Consider the following 17,662-nt stretch of genomic DNA (forward strand, 5'->3'; position numbering starts at 1 on the left):
CACAAACATAAATTATTTTTCATACAATAAGGCTACTGATTTTAAAAAAGAATTGAAAAGCTTGAAGCATCTTATAAATGTTTCATCACCTCTTTTTCGGAAGATGTAAGTTCAAATTGCTTCATACCTTCATCTTCATGCCATTTATTGGGAAGACTTTTCTCTTCAATCTTTTGCATGATATTAGGATGAATATAATACGATCGACAAACAGTTGGAGTATTTCCTAATTCGTCAGCAACCATCCGAATTAAGGTGTTGCTAAATTTTCTTTTTTTAGTTGCCACTAAAGCTTCTACTGCATACGGATAAAGTTCAACCGCCAATCTACTCGCAACCCAAGTTCTAAAATCTTTACTACTAAAGCCTTTTCCCATATAAGTACGAATATATTCATTAACATCTTCACTATCCACTGCGTGAAATTGTCCTTCATCGTCTTTATATCTGAAGATTTCATAACCTGGTAGTTCAGAAGATTTCTTAATTAACTTGGCCAAATGAGCATCATCAATTTCAACGTGACGCATTTGATTACTTTTTCCTTTGTATTCAAATACGACTTGATTTTTATCGAACGTCATGTGTTTTCTTCGTAAAGTCGTAAGTCCAACGGTTCCGTTTTGACTCGCATATTGTTTGTTGCCAATCCGAATTCCCGTTTCATCCAAAAGCAAAATAATAAGTGCCAAAATTTTATGCTTACTCCATTCTTTTGTAGCGATATCTTCTAAAACTTTTCTTCTAAACTTAGACAGAGATTTTCCGAATTTTTTCATTTTAGCAAACTTCTCTTCTTGTTTTACTTTTTCAAATTCCGAATGATAGATGTATTGCTTTCTTCCTTTTGCATCTCTTCCAATCGCTTGAATGTGGCCGTCATCCCATTTGCAAATATAAACATCGCTCCACATCGGCGGAATAATAAGTCTTCGGAACCTACTTAATAATAGTTTGTCCGTGATCTTATTTCCGTCTTCATCAAAATATTGATAGCCTCTGCCCTTTTTTCTTTTGTGAATTGACATGGCTTCGTCATCAACATGTTTTATTTCTATAGTAGTTTTTTTATCCTTCATAATCAATTCCTATTTAATTGATTAAAGGTAAAACAAAAGTGAATTTGTGTGTTTTATAATTTTTAAAGAATGTTATATAATTGTGCTGCGAATTTATCTTGCTGTCGTTATCTTCGTGCATAAATAATCTATATAAAAAGCGGATTATTACTTTCATCTTATTAATAATCAGAAATTTACACGTCTAACTTTAAAGAATCACCTTCTAAATACACCGCTTTTGATTTGGTTATTTTAATCTTTTGCTCGGCTGAAAATCCAATTGTTTCTCCATGTTTTAATACCACATCTGATCCAATAATATAATCTATAATAAGATGAATAAAATCATACAACTCACTTCCTATCTTTGTACTATTTATAATTTCAATTTCAGAATTGCCAAATTCTTTTAATCCATAGGTATAAGCACTACTGGTAGTTTCCTGGTTTATTATTCCAATATATAACCATAATTGAATTGGAAGTATATCTTGATGTAATAAATCTGCAAAGTCAAGATACACATTTTTTGGAATCAAGAGCGTTTGAGATCCTTGATAAATACCCATGGAATTTGTAGTAGTTCTTAAAATTGATGCATTTAATTTTGTTACAATTTTAAAGCGCTCCACAAAATCAGTTTCACTGGACAAAACAGTCACAATTGCATGATTAGTCATTGCTTTTAATTCTTCTGACGCATCTTTCCACAAATAATTATACTGAAAAATACCTTCTAAATCGCTTTGAGGAATTGGCACCGGCATTATTGCGACAGCTACCGTTTCATCATTAATGTTAAATGTTGCAACCGAATCATCTCCTGAAATATCAGAAATTTTCAAATCCCAGTAAGATTCCAAGTCGTGAATAAGTTTATCCAGTGCGTAATTTTCGTCCGAATTAAACATTGGCATTGAAAGAATTAGATTGCTTTTTTCTGGAGTCTTTTCAATTTTATTCTTACTTTTAAATCTGTCAAATAATCCCATTTTATGTTTTTTATTATTTTTACTGTAAATATTTTCTTTTACGCGCTATCAGTTTACTGAACAAAAATCTTACTTTCAAAACGTGCTTTATCAATTTGTTGTTTACAAATTTCTCTGCTACTAACTGCTCAATTTCACTTAGTTGAATTACTTTATGATTCCTTTTAAAAAGTTGCTTTTATTCGTTTGAAATATAATTTGATCTTTCATTAAATAAATCATACCACCTGTTGCAAAATCGTCAATTAACCAACTTACTTTACCTGAACAAAAACTGAATTTTTATCAATTATTTCAAACTCGAAACTATAATCTATTTTAGAAAACATCTTGAAATAGAAAATAAAAGTAACGATAGTAAAAACAAGCGCTACATCTTTTTCGAACGTAAAATAAAAATACAATCCAAAAGCCAATTTACCGATTAATCCTGATAAAATAGAGTACTGAATTTTATTTATTTATTTCTAAGTGCGATTTTACAGTCGTAAAAGTAAACTATTGCAACAATCTGCCCAAATTAAAAAATCCTGACAGATAATAAATTCTATTATTTAATTAGCTTTCAATTGTTTAATTAGCTTTCAATTGTTTAATTAGCTCGTTGGTAAAAATAATTGCTCCATTTGTACGCAAATGCGCTTCATCGTAGAAGTAGGTCTTGTCTTGGTAAACTTTATTCATCGGATTATAAAAAAGAAATGAAACGTCACTATTAGCTAATTGTTTCATTCTTTTTTCAAATTTTAACGGTTGTATTGTGCTGGTTCTTAAAATGATTATAGCAAAAATAAAACCGTTTTCACTAAAACTCAATCGAACTTCGCTGTAATTAATCCAGTTTACAATTATTTAAATGATTGTTAAGTTTGAAATACCTATTTGTTATTAATATGATAACTTATTTGTCCAATGATAAATAGCAGAAAAGTACCACCAAATAAACTAAGAATAAGATATAGGAAATAGTTCTCTGTTGGATAATTTAAACTTTGCATCATATAAATTGTACCCAAACAAAAAAAGAACATTCCTACGAAAAACATAACATACTTGACGAGAAAATCTTTTTTCGGTAAATAATAATCTTTTTCGGGATTCTCAGGAAGGTAATAAATAGGTGTTACCTCTCCTATTTTACTGGTGGAATTGCTTTTACCTTTTACACGATACGTTTTATCTCCATTTTCACTTTTGTGCGTAAATCTAAAAACTGGGATGTCTAAAGGAGGTGAATCGTCAAGTCCTTTTTCAATTGAAATAGATACAATTGTTGCTTCTGTCATACGACCATTTCTCTTAATTCGCATTTGATTTTTATGTGTAAAAAAAGAAATAACTATTGCTATTGCTCCCATTAAAATCATTAAACCATTCCAAAAATAATCTGACATTAATTCAAACATAATCATTCTCTTTTTTATTATTACAAACTTGTCAATTTTGAGATTCTCACATCACTTTTTTTTGAATGTAAAGTATCTCAGTTTTAAATAGGATGTTGCCCTATGTTTTCATATTTCGTTATATTACTTCTTAATAGCTTTTTTACGATAACAAAAATCCCACTTATCAAACCTATAAACACCATCAAATATTTATTAATTCCATCTATTTTAAAAGTTTCGACTGTAAAATAAAGTAATAATAAAAAAACAATTATCGGAATTAGTACCGTTATTATTGATTTGGTCAAATTTATCTTTTCAGAACTAACCAATTTGAAGTCATCGTTTAGTATAAGTCCCAAAAATTCCATCATTCTTTCAGTAGAATAAAATTCTAAGTTTATCTTTTTATCTCTAAATTTCAAGAGTACTATATGTCCGACTGAATGAAATTCAATCTCTACCAACTCACTAATTTTCTTTAGTTGATCACTCCTAGAATTTGTTTTACGATACTTGAAATCGTCAACAGACTGATAAAATGTATTACTAATTAATATTCGATCATCAATTATTAATACATTTTTAAAATTATTTAATTCAAATCTATTCATCAGTTAGCGATTCTTAGGATATAGTAGAGCTATTATTTACTTATTTTTTGTGAATCAGTTAAATGTAATAAAATTTTGTTAATGACAAAAACCTCTAATAAATATATCTGAATATTGTATAAAACGACGTTTAATGTCTTTACTATTAATTATTTATTTTGACTAGCATGAAACTGAATTTCCAAACATATAATTAGTTAATCTGGTACAACCTATAATTATTTCTCCATTTGAAATCCCAGCTTCTGTAGTTTTCGCTCTATTAGATTCCAACCATTTGTATCTTTTAATAAAACCTTACTTGTATCAAATTTGTTAGATGAAATAACAACATTAAACAATGTTTATAATTTTATAAAATTCAAAAAATTATTCCTGATCTTTTTTAGTTTCTGGATAAACAGGGTCACTAGCATTTATAATCTCGTCTGCACCATATGCTTTCAATATGTAATCATTTGCTGATTTCTTATAGTAGAGTTTAATAGATCGCTTCATAAATAAAAAATAGCGCTCAGTAAACATCCCTTTATCATCAAATAAAATATTTTGTGTTCTCAATTCTACTAAACTATCTGGATAATGTCCATTTATACTTTTAAAGCCATCTAAACCTTTAGCAACTTCACTCAAAGAATGGTTTTCAAATTCACTATTTGAATCTTTTAAATTACTGTTGTTATTAGTAAAAATTAAAAACATAATTAATATGTTAAATAAAATATTTGCTAATCCAATAAATATCATTTTATTCACTTTCTTTTTGAATCCGAAATGAATTAAAAATCCACCAATAATTAATCCAACAGCAGGAATAAAACCAGCAATTCCCAGCCAATAAATACTCTGGTTTTTTGTGATAACTTTGGTTTCTTTTTTAAGTTGAATATTGCTTTCTACACTACTAACAAATTTGGATATATCAGCATCATTTATCCCCGCTTTTTTGATTGTGATTACCGTATTATTTTGCAAACCAACTAATATATAATTTCTTGAGTTTATAATTTTAGTTATTAAATTCCAATCGTACTTAATAGGGTTTTCGACTCCGGCAACTATTCCGTCACTATGTACAGAGATAGACTTTTCACCAATATATAATGGATTATTTCTAACCAATTTATCAGTTTTGAATATATTATAAAAACTTTTCGAAAAAAGTAAAACATTTACAATCATAAAACAAAAAAGAAACATGTTCAATTGAAAATAATTGTTCTTTGTGAAAGCAATCGAACTAATTAATGCAAGTGCAAAAATTAGTAAAAAGCGTTTTTTGTATTCTATAAATAGTAATTCTAGTAGTGATTTTTTATAATCTTTGCGAAACATTTCAAATTCTAGGTTCATTTAATTTATTTATTTTTTGCAGTAAACAAGAAATACAATTCTATATAGAATAACCTAAAGTAGTTCTAAAATATTTACTATTTTTTTAAGATATTTTGTAAAAATATAGCTAAAAAAGCCGTTATTCCTCATTTTATTACAACTATAAATTCAGTGCGAATATAAATATAATAATTTCATCAGGTGCGAAGCGCCTAAAAAAAGAAAAAAACATAATCAAATCTAACAACAAATTAATTTTTATAGTACTTTTGAAAAAAAATAAATGACAATAGAAGAACGTGTTGTTTTAGTAGAGAAATTATTCTACGATTTAGATGTTGAAATAGCTGAATTTCAAAAACAAACAAAATTAGGTTGCGTCGCAGGCTGTGGAAAATGTTGTAATCACCCTGAGCTTGATGCGTCTCCACTAGAATTCCTACCATGGGCTTTCCATTTATTTTTAAATGGGGAAGCCGAAAAAGTCTTAGAGAAGTTAAATACTACAACTTCAAACATCTGCTCAATTTACAATCCTATTTCTTTACTAGATAGAAATCGAGGAAAATGTAGCGACTATAAATACCGTGGGTTAATTTGCCGTCTTTTTGGTTTTGGCGCTAACAACGATAAATATGGAAAATTGCGTTTGGTTACGTGTAAAATTATTAAAGAAGGACAAAAAGAAAATCACGATCATTCCGTAGAATTGATTAATGATGGATTACCAGTTCCGATTTTTACTGATTATTACATGAATTTGTCTCAAATTGATTTTAAATTAGGAAATATTATTGTACCCATCAACAAGGCTTTAAAATTAGCTATTGAGGAAGTTTTACAATATTATGCGTACCGTCCAATGCCGGATGGATTTACGAATTGCGCCTAAACTAAATAGTTCGCTTCAATTACGTTTCTTATCGATTTAAATCCGATTTTATCCAGATCGATTTCGCTTCGTGGTATCCAAATTAATTCCTGAATTTCGTCTTCAGCTTTAATTTTGATGGCATCGGAAGGCAACGCGCATTCGTAAAAAACATCTAGCGTGCGATAAGGTACATTTTTAAATAGGTAATTATTAGGTGAAGTGGTGATGTATTTTAAATCTTTCGAGTAGATCATAACGCCAAGTTCTTCTTCAATTTCTCTACATGCAGCTTCTTCAGCCGTTTCATTCGGATCAATGAATCCGCCGGGTAAATCCCATTTTCCTTTATCGGGATCAATATTGCGAACGGCAAATAAAATTTTGTCTTCAAAAGTAAAAACTACGGCAACAGCAGCAGCAATGTTGTGATAATAGACAAAGCCACAAGCATTACACAAAAAACGTATATTATCCGGAAATGTAAAATGAGTTGAAGTGCAATTGGGGCAATGTTTAAAAAAAGAATCCATAACTAATTATTTTAGCAAATGTAAAAAAATAATTGTGATTGAAAGATAAGGTTGCGTTAGCGGTTGAAGTGGAAATCCTTTTTTGTGAAATTTTTTCAATTTTACAAAAAAGATTGCAACGGAAAACGCGACCCTTGTGGTAACGCCCAAAAGAGTCAGATAAAAACTTTACTTTTGCTTTATGAAACATTTAGTAATCATCGGAAGCGTTTGGCCAGAACCAAAATCGACGGCAGCAGGAAGCAGAATGTTGCAAATCATTGCGTTATTTCAGCGTCAAGATTATGCCGTAACTTTTTTATCTGCGGCATCGAAAGGTGAATTTTCGGCCGATTTAGATTCGCTTTCCGTAACTACAAAAAATATCGAATTAAATGCGGCAAGTTTTGATGCAGAAATTAAGCAATTAAATCCGGACATCGTTTTGTTTGACCGTTTTATGATGGAAGAGCAATATGGTTGGCGTGTGCTTGAAAACTGCCCGAATGCCTTGCGAATACTGGATACTGAAGATTTACATTTCTTAAGAAAAGCACGAGAAGTTGCCTTTAAGCAAAACAGATCGTTGGTTTTTGAAGATTATATTTCGGATGTTTTTAAGCGGGAATTGGCTTCGATTTATAGATGCGATTTGACTTTATTGATTTCGAAATTTGAAATGGAATTAGCTGTTGAAACGTTTAAAATCGATGCTTCGTTATTGTATTATTTACCGTTTTTACACGAAAATAAGCCACTAGAAATCCCTAATTTTCAAGAAAGGAAGCATTTTGTGAGTATTGGAAATTTCTTGCACGAACCGAATTGGCAAACCGTTTTACAACTGAAAAAACTTTGGAAATCCATTAAAAAACAACTTCCGCAAGCTGAATTGCATATTTATGGTGCTTATGTAACCGAAAAAGCGAAACAACTGCACAATGAAAAAGAAGGCTTTTTAATCAAAGGAAGAGCCGAAAGTGTTGCAGTCGTTTATTCAAAAGCAAAAGTATTATTAGCTCCGATTCCTTATGGTGCGGGTTTAAAAGGGAAATTATTTGAAGCGATGCAATTTGGATTACCTTCAATTACCACAAAAATAGGTGCCGAAGCGATGCACGATGATTTGCCCTGGAACGGCTATATTTCAGAAAATGATACTGATTTTATTGAAAAAGCTGTTGCTTTATATTCGGACAACTATTCTTGGGAAACCGCTCAAGAAAACGGTTTTACAATATTAGAAAAAGTCTATAAAAAAGAACTTTTTGAAGCTGATTTTGCTGCTAAAATTGAAGATTTGGTTGAAAATATAAAAACGCATCGCAATCATAATTTCTTGGGACAAATTTTGCAACATCAGAGTTTACAGAGCACGAAGTATATGAGTAAATGGATTGAAGCGAAGAATAGATTTTAGTTTTCAGTTTTCAGTCGCAGTTTGCAGTCTAATTTTGAAGTGATGAAAAATAGTGTTCAGTTGGCAGTTTAAATGGAGTATTTCTAAATATAATAATTTTTTCATTCAAAAACTCAACACTACTTTTTACTGAAAACTGATCACTGAGAACTGACTGACCACTGAAACTTCCTAACCGTGTATCGTTTCTGATTTTCCGTAGCTTTGGATTACTTTTGCTTCAAATTCTAACCATTCTTCCCAACGTTTTTTTACATCATAACCTTCTTCGGCTAATTCATGGGCGAAGTTTAAAAATGAGGTGTAATGACTTGCTTCAGAAATCATAAGTTCTCTATAAAAATCAGCTAATTCTTGATCTTTAATATTGTCTGAAAGCACTTTAAATCGCTCACAACTTCTAGCTTCAATCATGGCGGCAAATAGCATTCGCTCTACAATCAAATGCTTGCGATTGCCGGGTTTCATAAACTTAAATAAGTCGTTTACATAACTGTCTTTTCGTTCGCGTCCTAAAACCCAACCACGTGCTTTAATTATTTCGTGTACTTGCTCAAAATGGTCCATTTCTTCTTTCGCAATCGAGGTTAATTCGGTTGTGATTTCAGTAAATTCAGGCAACATATTTATCAACATAATAGCATTTGAAGTAGCCTTTAACTCACACCAAGCGTGATCTGTCAGAATTTCTTCTAAATTTCCTTCTGCGATATTAGCCCATCTTGGATCTGTTGGTAATTTTAAACGTAACATAAAAAAGAGTATAAATTATAAAGGGCAAAAATAGACATATTATCACGCATTTCCTAAGCTCGATTTTAGAAGCGATTTAGTAATCATTGAATTATACAACAAAAAATAAAAATCATACAACATCAAAACACACAAAAGTAACTACCTTGCACCTATAAATTTAAACTTAACAAATTATGAGAAAGATAGCCCTAACATTCGCAAGTATTACATTTCTAGTTTTAGCGTCATGTAATGATAAGAAAGAACCAGTTGAAGTAATTGAAAAAACTGTAGTTGTAGAGAAAGAAGTAGAAGTTCCTGCAAAGCCAGTAGAAGTAGTGAAAGAAGAACCTGGAACATCAATCAGCGTTGGAAAAGACGGTGTTGAAATTTCTACAAAAGACAAAAAGAAAAATGTTGAAATAGATATCAATACAGGTAAAAAGAAAGACTAAATTTTTCGTAAAACCATAAAAAATGCCCCAAATAGTTTTCAACTTTTTGGGGCATTTTCATAGTTGCATTTTTCGCTATTCTAAATTTTTAATATTCCATTTTTTTGATGGATTATAATTAATTTGTCCATTGCTAATTTCTAAAGGACAATCCACATTATTGGTATATAAACCTCCTGTTCCTAATCCCTGTGGTAATTTACTATTTAAAGAGTACGTAAATTGGGTAATTGCATTTAAGCCAATATTACTTTCCAAGGCTGATGTAATCCACCAACCAATACTTAGCTTTTCGGCAGCAGCAATCCATTCTAAAGTACCGCTAAAACCACCAACTAAACTAGGCTTTAAAATAATAAATTGAGGTTTTATTTTTTCTAATAATTCATTTTTATTTTCAATGCCATAAACCCCGATTAATTCTTCATCCAATGCGATTGGAATTGGCGGATTTTCGCAAAGCAAACGCATTCTTGAAATCTGATTGGCTTTTATAGGTTGCTCAATACTGTGCAAATTAAATTTAGCCAATTGTTCCATCTTTTCAAGTGCATCATCCGGTTTAAAAGCTCCATTTGCGTCTACTCGAATTTCAATTTTTTCAGCATCAAAATTTTGACGTATGAAACGCAATAATTCTAATTCTCTTTTAAAATCTATTGCTCCAATTTTCAATTTAATGCAAGTAAAGCCACTTTCTAATTTTTCTTCTATTTGGGACTTCATGAAATCTTCTTCACCCATCCAGACCAAACCATTAATAGACATGCTTGTAGTTCCTTTTGTAAAGTCGGATGGAAATAACTCAAACGGAGTTTTTGAAACCAACGAAAGAAACGCGGTTTCAACTCCAAATTGTATGGAAGGAAAATGAGTTAATTCAGCCAAAAGTTCTTCTTTTCCTAAGTCAATATTGTCGCAAACCCATTTTAATTTCTCTTCATAATCTGGTCGATCGTCGACAGAAAGTGAGCGCAAAATGCCACACTCGCCTATTCCTGTTTTTCCATTTTCTTCCAGCATTAAAAACCATGTTTCTTTTTCGGTCATTACACCTCTTGATGTGCCACTTGGATGCTTAAAATTAAGTAAATACTTTTTGTAGTTTGCTTTCATATTTTTGTTTTTTGCAACGAGTTCAACTCGTCGCGAAGACAACAAGGCGTAAGGTTTATGCTGTTGGTTTCGCATTTTCCCTTCGCGCTTGAATAATTAATCTAAAACTCTCAAGATTTTCTTGAAATTATCGGTTGCTAATTTATGTTTTTCAAAAGAATTAAAATCTACTTTTACTTGCTCTGTCCAAGTTTTTCCATTGAATAAACTTTCGTGAACATATTTTTTATGAATGACTTTAGCTTCGGAAATTCTATCAGTAAATAGATAAACATGAGCCAAGTTCAGTTGAAAATTTATCTCGGAAGGATTCATTTTTGCACCTTGCAAATACGCTTCCTCTGCTTTTGTAAATTGTTTTGAATACAAATAATAATCCCCTAAGATACCATAATCAATTGAAGTAGCTCTTTTTTTATTGATTATTTCTGTTTGAATTAAGGTAATCGCTTCTTCATACTTTCCATTTTGAAAGCCTAAGAAAGATTTATCTCGAATAATATCATAGAGAACTTTTAATTCACCCGTATTTTTCAAACTTTCTTCAGTAATTCTGTCAAGTGCTGCATTTCTTTCAACCGCTAATAATTGAGTAAATTCACGATAATTATATTTTTTAGATATATTTTCAATAAAAACAGCATAAAATTGCTCTTTTTTGATCAATTTTGAAACAACTGGCAGTTTTTTAGCAAGCGATAGTAATTCATTTTTAGCGTTTTTATCCCAGCCTCTACTCGCTTTATAATCAACCCAGGGCACAACTTCTAAGACTATCTTCTGATTCATTACCCAGTTTTGGCTTTCAAAACCAAACCATAAGTTTGGCAAATTTGTCAAACATAATGAAGAAGATGAAATTAACTTCGCATCTTTATTTACTTTTTCTTTTTGTTCCCAACACGCTTTATCTGTTTTGCCATCTTTTAAAAATGATTTGGCAACGTTAGCCTCCTGAAACAAAGCAAAAGTACATTTATCATTTCCCGCTATGGAAGACGTTAAATGTATTGCTCCCGCAGTTCCTTGGCTAATTCCACTTGGGTCAGGAATTGCTTTTAGCACCGAAACCAAACTTGAAGTCAGTTTTTGATTTTCGTCTAAAACAGTAATTCGGTACACAAATTCTGTTGTCCCTACTGGCAAATCTTCCGCTTTAATTACCGTTCTTTTTCCCGCTGAAAGATTAATTTCTTTTGAAGTTGCCCGTTCTTTATCCCAAAACCCATCAGTTTTCTGAGCGAAAAAACATGTTGAAAATAATAAGGAAAGAACTACGTATGAAAATGTTTTCATTTTGATTTTTAAAAGATAATTACAATTTAGATGCCAAAGAATTATAATTCAATACTTTGTCCGATATCTAATAGCATCAAATCTTTTCCTTTGTCGAAAAATTTGCGTTTGGCTTCTTCGTGGTTGATTTCAATGTATCCGAAAGTATCATAATGATAGCCAAGCACTTTATCGCATTCCACAAAATCTGAAGCAAAAATAGCATCATCAACATCCATCGTAAAGTTACTTCCAATAGGTAAAATGGCTAAATCTAACTTAGTTCGCATCGGAATTAACTTCATGTCCATGCTCAAAGCGGTATCGCCCGCAATGTAAATATTCTTATGTTCTCCTTCAATTACGAATCCACCTGGTTGCCCACCGTATTTTCCATCTGGAAAAGAAGAAGTATGAATTGCATTGACATATTTCACGGTTCCGAATTCAAAATCCCAACTTCCGCCGTGATTCATTGGATGAAAATTAAAACCTTTTTCACCATAATGCGAGGCGATTTCAAAGTTGGAAACGATTACAGCATCAGTTCGCTTTGCAATGGTTTCCACATCTAGAATATGATCTTGATGTGCGTGAGTCAATAAAATAAAATCCGCTTTAAGCGAATTAATATCGATATGAGCAGCCTTCGGATTTCCAGAAATAAATGGATCGACCAAAATATTCACGTCATTTACTTCAATTCCAATACAAGCGTGTCCGTAGAATGTTATTTTCATGTTATTATACTTAAAAATTATTGCAATTTCATAAACTGTTTCTTTCTTCTTCCATCACTCATCATGATAAACGTCCCTAAATTATAAGTTCCGTAAAAAGGTAAGTAATCAGTATTTCCCTTATTGTCTTGAATCTTATTGTATTCTACCTTTCCGTCTGGCGTATAAGTAAAATCATACAGTGAAGAGGATTCGAAGAAGCCTTGCGAAACTTTCGTTCGTCCATCACTTTTTTCGGTTAAATTCTTTCCAGAATTTAAAATCACGTGTAACATATTGTCTTTTAAAAACGCGTTGTAAGATGGATAAAGTGCTCTTTTAAATATACTACGGCCCCAAGTAATTTCGCCTTCTTTATCAAATTTTAAAATTAAAATATCATCGTAATGATAAGTTGAAGTCCAATATCCGCCGCCGTTAGGCCCGGTAGAAACATAACTTTGCGTTACGTAAAACTCTTCAGCCAATACAAATGCATTACCCATATTGTCTCTTATAACATAATCTACGTAAAAGGAATTCAGCTCTTTTTTCTTTTTATCATGTCGGTCTGCTTTTGCATCACCATATAAATCGAAATAAACATCTTTAGGCAATTCGGTATATTTCTTACCCGCTATTTCTAATGTTGCACTATTTATAATAAAATTACAACCTCCCTTTATGTTGCCTTCTCTTGTATTAGAATAAAATCCAATCAAGCTTAATTTATTTTCAAAAAAGTTAATAGATAATGAAGAGATGAAATTTTCGTTCTCTAATCCAATTTTAATGAATTGATTATCTGATTCTGAAATTTTATTCAGTATAAATTCATAATTCGCGTCACGTCCTTTTTTCTCTTTCTTCCCATCTTTATATAATTTACCTAGAGCAAAGACATTTGCTTCATCGTCAATAAACAAATCAATTGGTTTAAAGTAATTTACTTTATCTTCTTGATAGGCTTGGTGGTACAATAAATTCAGTGTTTCTGAATCAAAAACATGCACATTATAAGAGTTTAAATTCTTTTTAATATTGTCCGTTATAATAGCAATATACTTCCCATTCGGCGAAATAGCGACATCAGTTCCTCTTTTATTTCTACCCGTAAACAAGCCTCCTTTTTCTACATCTGCTTTGAACAGTTCTTTTTGAACATGCGTCTTGTTTTCAATATTGAATGTATTACAAAAAACAATTCGCTCTCTTTTGCTTGGTGCTAAAACGGTAATATACTTAATTTCGTTTTCAAAACTGACAAATCCGTTGAACGATTCTTTTTTAGAACTCTTTATATTTTGAGTGGATATTTTCTTTAGGTCTTTATCGAATACATCCAGTAAAAAAGTATTATTACTTGCTCTTACTAATCCCGTCTTACCACTTTCCGTGGTGTGAATAGCTAAAACTCCACCTACTGCAACTTCATCTTTAAATTCTTCACTTTCAGAAACTTTTAACTGAGTTGTAACTTGAGAAATTGCAAAATTAAATGATAAAAGTAGTGCAATATAAATAATTTTCTTCATGGCTGATTCTTGATGATTTTTAATTAAGATAAATATAAACTAGCGGCAAACAAAATACTCAATGCAAATGTGCTTAACGCGACTTTTTTGAGCTCTGGGTCAAATTCTTCATATTTTTTCGACTTTTTAACGGTTCTTAAGTGCATCGCTAGAACCAAAATAATTGGTAAATAAATGTACATTTTTATAGAAAGCATTCCATTGAAAAAGACAAATAAAATCAAGGCTGTGAAAATTAAAGTGAAATGATATTTTTTAGCTTTTTCTAAGCCCATTTTCACTACCAATGTATTTTTTCCGGCCACTCTATCATTTTCGATATCACGCATATTATTTAAATTCAAAACGGCTACACTTAATAATCCAATAGCTATTGCTGGGAGAAATAAAGTCCACTCGATAAAATGAGTGAATAAAAAATTTGATCCGATTACACTTACCAATCCGAAGAATATGAATACAAAAAGATCTCCAAATCCACTGTAACCATAAGCACTTTTACCGACTGTATATTTCACAGCAGCTCCAATTGAACCCACTCCGAGTAGAATAAATATCATGCTAAGTACAAAGTTTTCCTTTCCAAATGCAATATAAATTAAAGCCAACGCCAGCAAAAACGTAATTATAGCTGTGACAATAACGGCTCTTTTCATTTGATCTGCCGAAACAACTCCTGCTGCAACTAATCGTTTTTCACCAATTCTATTTACATCTGTTCCTTTTATTCCGTCGCCGTAATCATTGGCGTAATTAGATAAAATCTGTAAACCTAAAGTTGTTAAAAGGGCTAAAACTACGATTCTCCAATCGGAAAATCCTTGGTAATAAGCAAAAGCACTTCCTACAATTATTCCTGAAACAGAAAGTGGTAAAGTTCGTAGTCGTGCGGCTTGAATCCAGTTTTTCATAATTTTTTTATTCAATTTTTTACATCCAATTTTTATCGGATGATTCCATTTGGTACAACCAATAATTGATTAATTTTTTTATTTCGGTATAATTTGCCGTTGTAAAACTTACAGTTCCACCAGCAGTTGACATGGTCACCGAACCAATATCGGTAATTTTTTGCCAAACAAATTGTTGGGTTTGTATCGCTTGAATTTTATAAGGTTCGATTATCGTTGTATCAATATCCCAAGCCCCATTTTGTTTGATAATGAAATCATTCGATACAAATAATTTATAATTTCTGAAGGAAAACCAAAGCAATAGGCCTGCAAAAACAGAAAATAGCGCAGCATATAAACTGAATTCTTTCCAAGTAAAAAACGCATTATTCAAATTCAAAAGAATAGCAATCGTAAGAGGAACTAAACCCATAAAGAATGTATTTACTCCTAACTTTCGCCAATTAGGTAAATGCACTACTCCTTTTTCAGGCAATTTTGAAAATAATAGTTTCAGAATAGCATTGCTTTCATTTTGTGTGCAACCAGGAACTTCAATTTTATCTTTTTCAGTAACTTTTGTAGCATCGCTGGAAGCTTGACGAACACCAATCGTTGTGACATCTAATTTCTTCTGTAAATAATTTTGAGTGATTTTTACAATTTGTACTTTATTTGGATTTAACAAAGTGTTTTTAGTAGCCAATAAACCGTAAGACAACACAATCGATTGATGGCTTTTCTGTATTGTAAAATCGAAATATTTTAATAGGGTTCGACCTAAATTAACTACTAATACTAAAGTTATTATTATTGCAATAAATACTAAAACCGAAGTAAGAATTGGCAAAGCATCTAAAGTTGTGATTTGATTTTCAACATATTCATCAGCCACATTAAACTGCTTGACGTTTTCCATTATCGTACTGAAAACAACTAATATCAGTGCAAAACTCCTCACATAATTAGATGTAAACCCGATTTTTATTAAACTTCCCAATCCAATTTTTACGAAAGCTGTTGGTTCCGATTCGGTTTCGTTTATAGTTGCTTCTGAAGTTGGATCGAGTTCTGAATAATGGATCAAACGTTCTTTTAAAATCAACGCTAATTCGTGAGAAATGGCACTAATTGAAGCTTCTTTTTTATCACTTCCGGCCGTATCGATTTCTAATTTATGAACATTTACCAAACGTTGAATTAAACTTTGATTGATATTCACTTGTTGAATTTTATGCAATTGCATCGTGATTTTAGTCTTTTTCAAAACACCTTTCTGAATCACAAATTCATTGGTTTCTTCGTCAATATAAAAGGTAAAAAACCAATATTGCAAATACGAAAAAAATCCGATTACAATCAAAAAACCAGCTACACTTCCGAAAACAACTAATTTATTTAAGGTTTCAAATTTTACCAACCATAATAGTAATATCGGCCAAAAAGCACGCACACTTTTTTGCAAAGTATTGACAAACATCACTAGAATTCCGGTGAGCGATTGCCTTTGTGGTTTTGAAAAATCTACCGAATTACTCATCACTTTCTGGGATTATGGTTTCAGGAAAGGATTCTTCTACATGTTCTTGCACTGGAGCTTGCTTTGTCGGATTGATTTTTTGAGAAACCATGTTTTTAATTTGCTGGGCTTCTTCCAATAATAATCCTGGAATTTCTAAATCCGAACTGCTTCCGCCGGCAGTGAACAATTCAATGGAAGCTAATCCTAAATTTCGAGCAATAAATCCTTGGTGCAAAGCCACGTGTTGGACGCGATTAAAGGGTACAACCGTAGTGCTTTCAGAAATTAAACCCGATTTAAAAATGGCATCGTGTGTTCTAAAAGCAAAGCCTTTTTTGCTGAAACTTAATTTTATGTAAAAGAAACTTGCGATGCAAACCAAAACGATCACAGGCAAAATTCCGTTAATAAAAGTAGTCGGCCATTCAAACGGATTTAATATAAATACCAAAATATATCCTATAAAAATAAGACCAAATAACACAAAGAAATTCACCAACATAACTTGGAAATACTTCTTTTGTAAGGGTTTTAGTTTTACTTCTTCAAATCTTGGGAGGTTTTGAAGGTCAATCGTTTCGTTTGAAAAGTTTTCCATAATTAAAATTTAAAGCCTACTCCTAAATTGATTAAATGCACATTTGCTGTTTCATCCATATCCTTAGAGTTCACTGGGTAATATTTATAACTTCCTTCCAAAAATAATAAGTCTGAAATGTGATATTTTAATCCTGGATTTACAGTAATTCCATTAAAGTTCAATTTTTTTTCTCTTACCATTAACGCAGGATCAAAAGGATCTGACACACCCGACACATATTGAAATTTATTAGAGAAAAATGCATAACCAAATCCGAAAAAAGGAGTTAATTTTCCATTAAAAAGACTGGTTTCAATACTAATATTTGGATTCCAAATTAATATGTCATTTTGAAGAAATACATCTCTAGTTTGCAAATAATCCAAAGTTAAACCTGCGGAAACAGCGAAATTTTCATTTTGATAAAAAGCATAATTTCCAGAAACTCCTACAATTCCATTAAATCCGTCACTAATGATGTTGTTATTTCTTAAATTACCTAAATAATGTACACCAACTTGAAACTTCGTATTTTTATTAGTGTCAATCGGCAAATCTTGAGCCAATAATAAACCTGAACTTATAAATAATAATGCTAATAATTTATACTTCATATTTCTGATATTTAAATTAGGAGAA

19 protein-coding genes are annotated in these 17,662 nt (G+C 31.3%); 3 read left to right on the plus strand and 16 right to left on the minus strand.

Features of this window, described 5'->3' with window-relative positions:
* Positions 1-71 precede the first annotated feature (71 nt).
* The 6 genes from ACFSX9_RS12700 to ACFSX9_RS12725 form a co-directional block, all read right to left on the minus strand.
* Complete coding sequence (locus ACFSX9_RS12700; protein WP_379808221.1) at positions 72-1,079, minus strand: DNA topoisomerase IB; 1,008 nt, start codon at positions 1,077-1,079, stop codon at positions 72-74.
* Between the two features lie 176 nt (positions 1,080-1,255).
* Complete coding sequence (locus ACFSX9_RS12705; RefSeq protein WP_379808223.1) at positions 1,256-2,053, minus strand: DUF4261 domain-containing protein; 798 nt, start codon at positions 2,051-2,053, stop codon at positions 1,256-1,258.
* 573 nt (positions 2,054-2,626) lie between these two features.
* Positions 2,627-2,785 (minus strand): hypothetical protein, encoded by a 159-nt coding sequence (locus ACFSX9_RS12710; RefSeq protein ID WP_379808225.1) that lies wholly within the window; start codon positions 2,783-2,785, stop codon positions 2,627-2,629.
* Between the two features lie 146 nt (positions 2,786-2,931).
* Positions 2,932-3,459, minus strand: coding sequence for a DUF3592 domain-containing protein (locus ACFSX9_RS12715; protein WP_379808227.1), 528 nt, complete (start codon positions 3,457-3,459; stop codon positions 2,932-2,934).
* An 83-nt stretch (positions 3,460-3,542) separates the two neighbouring features.
* Positions 3,543-4,055 (minus strand): hypothetical protein, encoded by a 513-nt coding sequence (locus ACFSX9_RS12720; protein ID WP_379808229.1) that lies wholly within the window; start codon positions 4,053-4,055, stop codon positions 3,543-3,545.
* A 369-nt stretch (positions 4,056-4,424) separates the two neighbouring features.
* Entirely contained in the window at positions 4,425-5,408 is a 984-nt protein-coding gene (locus tag ACFSX9_RS12725; protein ID WP_379808231.1) for a hypothetical protein, read from the minus strand.
* A 265-nt stretch (positions 5,409-5,673) separates the two neighbouring features.
* On the opposite strand from ACFSX9_RS12725, the gene ACFSX9_RS12730 reads away from it, so the two are divergent.
* Positions 5,674-6,282, plus strand: coding sequence for a YkgJ family cysteine cluster protein (locus ACFSX9_RS12730; RefSeq protein WP_379808233.1), 609 nt, complete (start codon positions 5,674-5,676; stop codon positions 6,280-6,282).
* Here ACFSX9_RS12730 and ACFSX9_RS12735 read toward each other — a convergent pair.
* Complete coding sequence (locus ACFSX9_RS12735) at positions 6,279-6,794, minus strand: NUDIX hydrolase (protein ID WP_379808235.1); 516 nt, start codon at positions 6,792-6,794, stop codon at positions 6,279-6,281. The genes ACFSX9_RS12730 and ACFSX9_RS12735 overlap by 4 nt on opposite strands.
* 181 nt (positions 6,795-6,975) lie before the next feature.
* Between ACFSX9_RS12735 and ACFSX9_RS12740 the strand changes: the two genes are divergently transcribed.
* Positions 6,976-8,193 carry a glycosyltransferase gene (locus ACFSX9_RS12740; protein WP_379808237.1) on the plus strand — a complete coding sequence of 406 codons (1,218 nt, stop codon included), beginning with the start codon at positions 6,976-6,978 and terminating at the stop codon, positions 8,191-8,193.
* A 171-nt stretch (positions 8,194-8,364) separates the two neighbouring features.
* Here ACFSX9_RS12740 and miaE read toward each other — a convergent pair whose 3' ends face one another.
* Entirely contained in the window at positions 8,365-8,946 is a 582-nt protein-coding gene (gene miaE, locus ACFSX9_RS12745) for a tRNA-(ms[2]io[6]A)-hydroxylase (protein WP_379808239.1), read from the minus strand.
* Positions 8,947-9,122: 176 nt separating this feature from the next.
* Between miaE and ACFSX9_RS12750 the strand changes: the two genes are divergently transcribed.
* Complete coding sequence (locus ACFSX9_RS12750; RefSeq protein ID WP_379808240.1) at positions 9,123-9,383, plus strand: hypothetical protein; 261 nt, start codon at positions 9,123-9,125, stop codon at positions 9,381-9,383.
* A 75-nt stretch (positions 9,384-9,458) separates the two neighbouring features.
* Here the strand turns inward: ACFSX9_RS12750 and ACFSX9_RS12755 are convergent, their stop codons facing one another.
* The 8 genes from ACFSX9_RS12755 to ACFSX9_RS12790 form a co-directional block, all read right to left on the minus strand.
* Positions 9,459-10,499, minus strand: coding sequence for an o-succinylbenzoate synthase (locus ACFSX9_RS12755; RefSeq protein ID WP_379808242.1), 1,041 nt, complete (start codon positions 10,497-10,499; stop codon positions 9,459-9,461).
* Positions 10,500-10,595: 96 nt separating this feature from the next.
* Positions 10,596-11,795 carry a tetratricopeptide repeat protein gene (locus ACFSX9_RS12760; protein WP_379808244.1) on the minus strand — a complete coding sequence of 400 codons (1,200 nt, stop codon included), beginning with the start codon at positions 11,793-11,795 and terminating at the stop codon, positions 10,596-10,598.
* A gap of 41 nt (positions 11,796-11,836) precedes the next feature.
* Positions 11,837-12,514, minus strand: coding sequence for a metal-dependent hydrolase (locus ACFSX9_RS12765; protein ID WP_379808246.1), 678 nt, complete (start codon positions 12,512-12,514; stop codon positions 11,837-11,839).
* A gap of 17 nt (positions 12,515-12,531) precedes the next feature.
* Positions 12,532-14,028: a hypothetical protein gene (locus ACFSX9_RS12770; RefSeq protein ID WP_379808248.1), complete on the minus strand. Its 1,497-nt coding sequence runs from the start codon at positions 14,026-14,028 to the stop codon at positions 12,532-12,534.
* 23 nt (positions 14,029-14,051) lie between these two features.
* A complete protein-coding gene (gene menA / locus ACFSX9_RS12775) occupies positions 14,052-14,939 on the minus strand; it encodes a 1,4-dihydroxy-2-naphthoate octaprenyltransferase (protein WP_379808250.1) in 888 nt (295 codons plus the stop codon).
* A 19-nt stretch (positions 14,940-14,958) separates the two neighbouring features.
* The gene (locus ACFSX9_RS12780) at positions 14,959-16,461 is read right to left on the minus strand and encodes a PH domain-containing protein (RefSeq protein WP_379808252.1); all 1,503 of its coding nucleotides are present in this window, start codon (positions 16,459-16,461) and stop codon (positions 14,959-14,961) included.
* On the minus strand, positions 16,454-17,041 hold the full coding sequence (locus ACFSX9_RS12785; protein ID WP_379808254.1) for a PH domain-containing protein: 588 nt from the start codon (positions 17,039-17,041) through the stop codon (positions 16,454-16,456). Before ACFSX9_RS12785 ends, ACFSX9_RS12780 begins: the two co-directional genes overlap by 8 nt.
* A 2-nt stretch (positions 17,042-17,043) precedes the next feature.
* The gene (locus ACFSX9_RS12790; RefSeq protein WP_379808256.1) at positions 17,044-17,637 is read right to left on the minus strand and encodes an outer membrane beta-barrel protein; all 594 of its coding nucleotides are present in this window, start codon (positions 17,635-17,637) and stop codon (positions 17,044-17,046) included.
* Positions 17,638-17,662 lie beyond the last annotated feature (25 nt).

Origin of the sequence: Flavobacterium ardleyense, assembly GCF_042686085.1 — a bacterium.
In the GTDB taxonomy this organism is placed as follows: Bacteria; Bacteroidota; Bacteroidia; order Flavobacteriales; family Flavobacteriaceae; genus Flavobacterium; species Flavobacterium ardleyense.

Bases quoted from the DNA above. Each gene is read 5' to 3' on its own strand.
- ACFSX9_RS12740 (WP_379808237.1), top strand. From the start codon at position 6,976: ATGAAACATTTAGTAATCATCGGAAGCGTTTGGCCAGAACCAAAATCG.
- ACFSX9_RS12770 (WP_379808248.1), bottom strand. From the start codon at position 14,028: ATGAAGAAAATTATTTATATTGCACTACTTTTATCATTTAATTTTGCA.
- ACFSX9_RS12700 (WP_379808221.1), bottom strand. From the start codon at position 1,079: ATGAAGGATAAAAAAACTACTATAGAAATAAAACATGTTGATGACGAA.
- ACFSX9_RS12780 (WP_379808252.1), bottom strand. From the start codon at position 16,461: ATGAGTAATTCGGTAGATTTTTCAAAACCACAAAGGCAATCGCTCACC.
- ACFSX9_RS12735 (WP_379808235.1), bottom strand. From the start codon at position 6,794: ATGGATTCTTTTTTTAAACATTGCCCCAATTGCACTTCAACTCATTTT.
- ACFSX9_RS12710 (WP_379808225.1), bottom strand. From the start codon at position 2,785: ATGAAACAATTAGCTAATAGTGACGTTTCATTTCTTTTTTATAATCCG.
- ACFSX9_RS12790 (WP_379808256.1), bottom strand. From the start codon at position 17,637: ATGAAGTATAAATTATTAGCATTATTATTTATAAGTTCAGGTTTATTA.
- ACFSX9_RS12755 (WP_379808242.1), bottom strand. From the start codon at position 10,499: ATGAAAGCAAACTACAAAAAGTATTTACTTAATTTTAAGCATCCAAGT.
- ACFSX9_RS12750 (WP_379808240.1), top strand. From the start codon at position 9,123: ATGAGAAAGATAGCCCTAACATTCGCAAGTATTACATTTCTAGTTTTA.
- menA (WP_379808250.1), bottom strand. From the start codon at position 14,939: ATGAAAAACTGGATTCAAGCCGCACGACTACGAACTTTACCACTTTCT.
- ACFSX9_RS12725 (WP_379808231.1), bottom strand. From the start codon at position 5,408: ATGAACCTAGAATTTGAAATGTTTCGCAAAGATTATAAAAAATCACTA.
- ACFSX9_RS12715 (WP_379808227.1), bottom strand. From the start codon at position 3,459: ATGTTTGAATTAATGTCAGATTATTTTTGGAATGGTTTAATGATTTTA.
- ACFSX9_RS12785 (WP_379808254.1), bottom strand. From the start codon at position 17,041: ATGGAAAACTTTTCAAACGAAACGATTGACCTTCAAAACCTCCCAAGA.
- ACFSX9_RS12730 (WP_379808233.1), top strand. From the start codon at position 5,674: ATGACAATAGAAGAACGTGTTGTTTTAGTAGAGAAATTATTCTACGAT.
- ACFSX9_RS12705 (WP_379808223.1), bottom strand. From the start codon at position 2,053: ATGGGATTATTTGACAGATTTAAAAGTAAGAATAAAATTGAAAAGACT.
- miaE (WP_379808239.1), bottom strand. From the start codon at position 8,946: ATGTTACGTTTAAAATTACCAACAGATCCAAGATGGGCTAATATCGCA.
- ACFSX9_RS12760 (WP_379808244.1), bottom strand. From the start codon at position 11,795: ATGAAAACATTTTCATACGTAGTTCTTTCCTTATTATTTTCAACATGT.
- ACFSX9_RS12720 (WP_379808229.1), bottom strand. From the start codon at position 4,055: ATGAATAGATTTGAATTAAATAATTTTAAAAATGTATTAATAATTGAT.
- ACFSX9_RS12765 (WP_379808246.1), bottom strand. From the start codon at position 12,514: ATGAAAATAACATTCTACGGACACGCTTGTATTGGAATTGAAGTAAAT.